This is a genomic window from Candidatus Cryosericum terrychapinii, assembly GCF_003570925.1.
Lineage (GTDB): Bacteria > Caldisericota > Caldisericia > Cryosericales > Cryosericaceae > Cryosericum > Cryosericum terrychapinii.
In genome coordinates this window covers 1-5,069 of sequence record NZ_QXIS01000003.1, presented here as the reverse complement: position 1 = coordinate 5,069, position 5,069 = coordinate 1, and the positions used below count along the sequence as shown (strand labels likewise).

The following is a 5,069-nucleotide window of genomic DNA, read 5'->3' as shown; positions in this document are numbered from 1 at the left end:
TTGAAAAACGAACAGGAACTCGTCTTCTTCGATCTGGAAACAACAGGCCTCGATCAGGCTTCCGATCAAATCATCGAGATTGGTGCCGTCAAGGTACGCGGAGGCAAGGAGGTTGAACGATTTGAGCAGTTCTGCCGCCTGAAGGAAGGGGCGCGTCTGCCCGAATTCATCTCTGCACTCACAGGGATAACTCCTCTTGACCTCGAAGCGGCAGAACCCGTGGATCAGGTTGTCGACCAGTTCCTGCAGTTTGCGGGTGGCAGTCTATTGCTGGCGCACAACTCCGGCTTTGATGAAGGTTTCCTGCGCAGAGCGCTGCACGGTCATCTCGCGAATGCCGTGTTTGACACGCTGGAACTCGCACGCATTTTCTTCCCGAACCTGCAGAGTCATAGTCTCGTCGCATTGGTCGACTCGCTCGAAATCAAGAAGGAAGAAGCTCACAGAGCTCTTGGAGACAGTCTCTCCTTATTTCGCTTCTATCGAAAACTGAAAGACAAGATTGCGCAGTCTGCACTCCCTGATTCCATTGTGCAGCGAATCCAGTTTCTCTATCCAGTTGTGGCAGACTTGGGGCTGCTGGACACCGGCGATACCAGAGCGACGGTCCAGCCATCTGAGATGGCGGGCCTGGAAGCTGTTCTGACGGACCTCGATGATTCCCATCTGCCGCATCTGAAAGCTCTGAAACCGGGCGTCGCCAGCGACGTGGCCTCTCCAGAGATGGCGTTGCTGGCTTCCGGCCGCGATGTCCTCCTGCAGTGTGAACCTCAATCACTTCGAACCCGGTACCTCGGGGACGTCCAGGCATCGGCCCGCCCCGGCGCCGTACTGCTGCGAGCGCCTGCAGCCATTGAGCCACTCCTGGAGGATGCAAGTCCCGGAGATGCGCGACCGCTCTGGATATCGCAGGAAAGCCCCAACAACCTTGTCTGCCTCATGCTGCTCGATGAAGCGACCCACAGCCCCACCATGCGTCGCGAATTCGGCTTTGAGCTCTCAGCTCTCATCGTCTATGAATGGGAGACACGCTCAGTCTTCATCCCGGGCATGCCGCTGTTCCTGAAGAAATCCCGTCTTGTGAACCACATATCGGCAGCTCACTGCCAGCTCGAACCGACATGCCCGTTTCATGATGTGTGTCCCGTCCGGGAATCGCTGGCCCGTGCGCGCGTTGCCCACCTCCACGTAACCGACCTCGCCGAGGCACCACACGTATTCCACGAACTTGGCGAGTCAACACCGGTCCTGGTCTCTTCGCCCGAGACTGAGAAACTCATGAGCGACGTGCTCGATGTGCCTGAGGTGAAGATTACCTCGACCACGCTGCGTATTATCGCCGGTATTGCAGGCGAGCGAAGTGAAGTTCCAGGTCTCACCATTGTGGCCGACCTTGCTGCACGCGCAGGGACTCTTCTCGAGGGACTCTACCTGCGTGTGACCCATCAGGAGAACGCCGGCGTCCGAGGACGCATCGCAATCGGCGAAACGCTCTGGTCTGCCGGCGAGTTTGCGGCCCTCAGATCCACTGCCGAGGCAATGGTCAAGGCCTTCGCGAATGTAGGGAAGACACTGCCCGCAACGACGCGAGTGACATACTACACGCAGTGTCGAGACCTTGCTTCTGTTCTGGACAATGCAGATAACCCTGCCTATGCCGTATGGATGGAACGTCAGGGTCCGGAAATTATGATAGCGAGTACCAGGACAGTGCTTTCCTCGCGGATTCGGGCGTGCAACACCGACGCGCAGTTCTTTCTGGTCGGGACGAGCGTTTGTCCTGCTGGTGACCAGCAATTCCTCCCCGAGACATTCGGCCTCATGGATCCCGAACCCGCAGCCGTTATTGTCGACCATGAGCCGGACGGCCCTCGTGTCCCTACGTTCGTGACACTGCACCTGCCGAAGCCGAATGAGTCCGGATTCGAAAAAGAAGGTGCCCGTCTCATTGCCGAAGCTATGAGGCGCTTCCCAGGAAAAGCAATGGTCGCTTCGAACTCTCTCGAGACACTGCGCCGGATGCAGTCGTTTCTTGCGCGCGAGCCTGGACTGGCCGAATACAGCCTGTTGCTCCCCAAAAATGGGCACACACGCACGCAACTGCTGGAACAGTTTTCCGGCCAGAATAGAGCCATTCTGCTCATCCCGTTCGACTACCTGAGCTTCGGCGACATCGTCTCGGCGAAGTTTCTGTTTGTCACCAAGCTGCAGTTTCCCAACTCGTTCCTTCCAACGGTGACGCGCCTCAAACAAGCGCTCAAAGAAAAGCGGGGCGATCCCTTCCGGCAGTTCGACCTTCCCTATGCGCTGACCCTGCTCCAATACACACTGCACCAGATGGATCCGCACACGCTGCGAAGCGTCTTCATGCTGGACAACCGGAGCTTCAGTTCAGCCTACGCAGATCGTATCCGGACTGTCCTGCCCACGCCATCGCTGTTCCTGCCGATGGAGAGCCAGGAGAGCCTCTTGCAGCATCTCGACCGCTGGATACGCAACCAGACTCTCTGAAGCGTTCTTCACCCCTCGCAGAAGGACCGCACCTCGGCGTCCGACAGCTTCCTCAGCTTCGCCAGCCTGACCTGCATCTCAGGAATTCGAAACGCAAGTACTGATACAGCCTCCCAGAGAAACACCCACGTACAGACGGTGAGTCCCGTCTGTACGTGTTCGCGTTATGCAGTGATGAATGTGCTTGAGTATGAGCAGTACTTCCGCATGCTGCACACCAATTGACATCTGCACAGGTAAATGCTCGCTGCGTGCTACTCAAAAGCATATCGAAGTAAAGTTTGCTTTCTGAAGCTGAGCACAGAGCTCTTGCAAATAAATCCAGCGCGCTATAGCATAGGCAGGAAGAGAGATGAAATGATGTTGTAGTATATGGTAGATTGTTATGCAAGGAGAAAGTATGCAAGACTGGCAGAAACAAGTACGTGCACTGCTCGGCAATGCTCAGGGAGAATTTGGTGTCTATGCCGCAACACCCTCAGTTTCTTTATTCGAGTATCAGACTTCCAGCATATTTCCGTCGGCAAGCACCATCAAGGTACTCATCATGGCCGAGCTTCTTCGACAGGTTGAAGCAGGAACTCACGCCCTTACCGAACATCCTGTCCTCCCGACAGCTCCAACAGGTGGATGCGGCATCCTCGAGTTCCTGAGTTCCGATTATCGCCCTGACCTTATGGATCTTCTTCATTTCATGATCTGCTCAAGTGACAATAAGGCCACAAATGTGCTCATCCGCCTCACAGGAATGGATGCCGTCAATCAGCTGGCAGTGGACATCGGGATGACCAATACAAGGTTACGTCGTTTTATGATGGATACCGAATCGATTCAGCAAGACATCGATAATACAACGTCTCCAGCAGATATGGGACGTTTCTTCAAATTACTTGCCTGCAACGAATTGGTCAGCTCGAAAGCGTCCGCCACAATGAAGACAATTCTCAGCCACCAGCAATTTGCGGACATCATGATGTTATTCTTGCCAGAAGGAATACGTGCCGAACACAAGACTGGCGGGTTTCCCGGATCGGTCCTCGATGTCGGACTTGTCTATGGTGCCAGGGATCCCCTCATCCTCTGTCTTATGGCGACACAACTGGCCAATAATGGCGAAGGAGCAATTATTCTTGGGAAAGTCGCTGCAATTGCCTATACAAGCGGAAAGGAGAAATACGTATGAGAATCGTTGCCATAAAATGTCTTTCAGTGAGCATTCCCCGGGTCAAAGAACTCAAGGTCGCATATGCGACACGAACAGTCTACAACGGATTTCTGTTGCAACTTGTTACCGATACCGGCCTTACCGGGCTGGGAGAAGCAGCTCCCAATTTCGAAGTCTGCCACGAGACACTGGAGGGCACAGCTCAAGCTTGCCAGGCTATGGCTCCCCTAGTCCGGGGTTCCAACCCACTCACACGTGAGGCAATCCTCGAGAAACTCGAACCCTGGAGACACGTTGCCGCGGCCGCACTGGCTGCCTATGACATCGCCCTGTGGGATCTTGCCGGCAAGAGCGCGGAGCTCCCCATCCGCGATCTCATCGGAGGATATCGACAAGCTATTCCAAATGAAATGACAATAGGCATCAAAGACCTTGCTGAAACAGTGGCAGAAGCAGTGAGCATCAAAGCAAGTGGCATGTATGCCGAGATCAAGCTCAAGCTCGGGTTAGATCCCAATCTTGATGTCAAACGCGTCCATGCGGTTCGTGCAGCAGTAGGGCCCACGTTCCCGCTGCATGTCGACGCAAACCAGGGATATGACCGTGAAGGAGCTCTGCGTGTGCTGCAAGCGCTGACCGGAGCAGGAATCGATTTTGCCGAGCAACCTGTTCCTGCTGAAGACACGGAGTCCCTGCAATGGGTAAGTGACCGCAGCCCTATTCCGATAACAGCCGATGAAGCTGTCCACACACCAGAGGATGCGCTGGCATTAGTTCGTTCTCACGCATGTTCCATGCTGAACGTCAAACTACAGAAGGTTGGAGGTATTTCCCGCGCACTCGACATTCTGGCCATCGCACGAGCTGCAGGTATCCCGTGTATGATTGGGTGCATGACAGAAACTCCGGTCGGTATTGCAGCAGGAGCACACGTAGCATTGGGATCTCCAGTCGTCACGCATGTCGATCTTGACGGAGGCGTAGATCTTGCATTCCAGCCAGCAACCGGTGGCATCGAGATACAAGGAGACCAGCTGACGGTTTCTGATCGCCCTGGTCTGGGAGTGGAGCTCAACGATGAGTATAGTAATCGTTTTGCCAATGAGGAGGCTCTGCAATGAACATCTACATTTCGTGTGATATGGAAGGAGTGGACGGTATCGTCACGGAGAAACAGTCATCCCCCACCGGCCCGTTCTATGCGTTTGCCCGAGAACAGATCACGGAGGAGGTAAATGCGGCTGGGCAAGGCGCATTCGATGCTGGCGCCACTTCTGTTCTTGTGAACGATTCCCACTGGGACATGACGAATCTGCTTCCAGAGAAGCTGGATCCTCGCATCGAGTACATCACTGGTTCAGCGAAGCCCTTGTCTATGATGCAGGGTGTGGAT

The 5,069-nt window shown here is 54.8% G+C and carries 4 protein-coding genes; all 4 read left to right on the top strand.

The annotated features are described in order from the left end of the window. On the top strand, positions 1-2,511 hold a 2,511-nt coding region (locus tag SMC7_RS00535), incomplete at its 5' end, for an exonuclease domain-containing protein (protein ID WP_243620260.1). A 400-nt stretch (positions 2,512-2,911) separates the two neighbouring features. Continuing rightward, complete coding sequence (locus tag SMC7_RS00530; RefSeq protein WP_165845019.1) at positions 2,912-3,694, top strand: serine hydrolase; 783 nt, start codon at positions 2,912-2,914, stop codon at positions 3,692-3,694. After that, positions 3,691-4,797: a mandelate racemase/muconate lactonizing enzyme family protein gene (locus tag SMC7_RS00525; protein WP_119088435.1), complete on the top strand. Its 1,107-nt coding sequence runs from the start codon at positions 3,691-3,693 to the stop codon at positions 4,795-4,797. Before SMC7_RS00530 ends, SMC7_RS00525 begins: the two co-directional genes overlap by 4 nt. Beyond that, positions 4,794-5,069 (top strand): M55 family metallopeptidase (locus SMC7_RS00520; RefSeq protein ID WP_207798669.1); only part of this gene is annotated, 276 nt, incomplete at its 3' end. The genes SMC7_RS00525 and SMC7_RS00520, both read left to right, overlap by 4 nt.

Excerpts from the sequence above, each read along its gene's own strand:
- SMC7_RS00530 (WP_165845019.1), top strand. The coding sequence starts at position 2,912 with ATGCAAGACTGGCAGAAACAAGTACGTGCACTGCTCGGCAATGCTCAG.
- SMC7_RS00525 (WP_119088435.1), top strand. The coding sequence starts at position 3,691 with ATGAGAATCGTTGCCATAAAATGTCTTTCAGTGAGCATTCCCCGGGTC.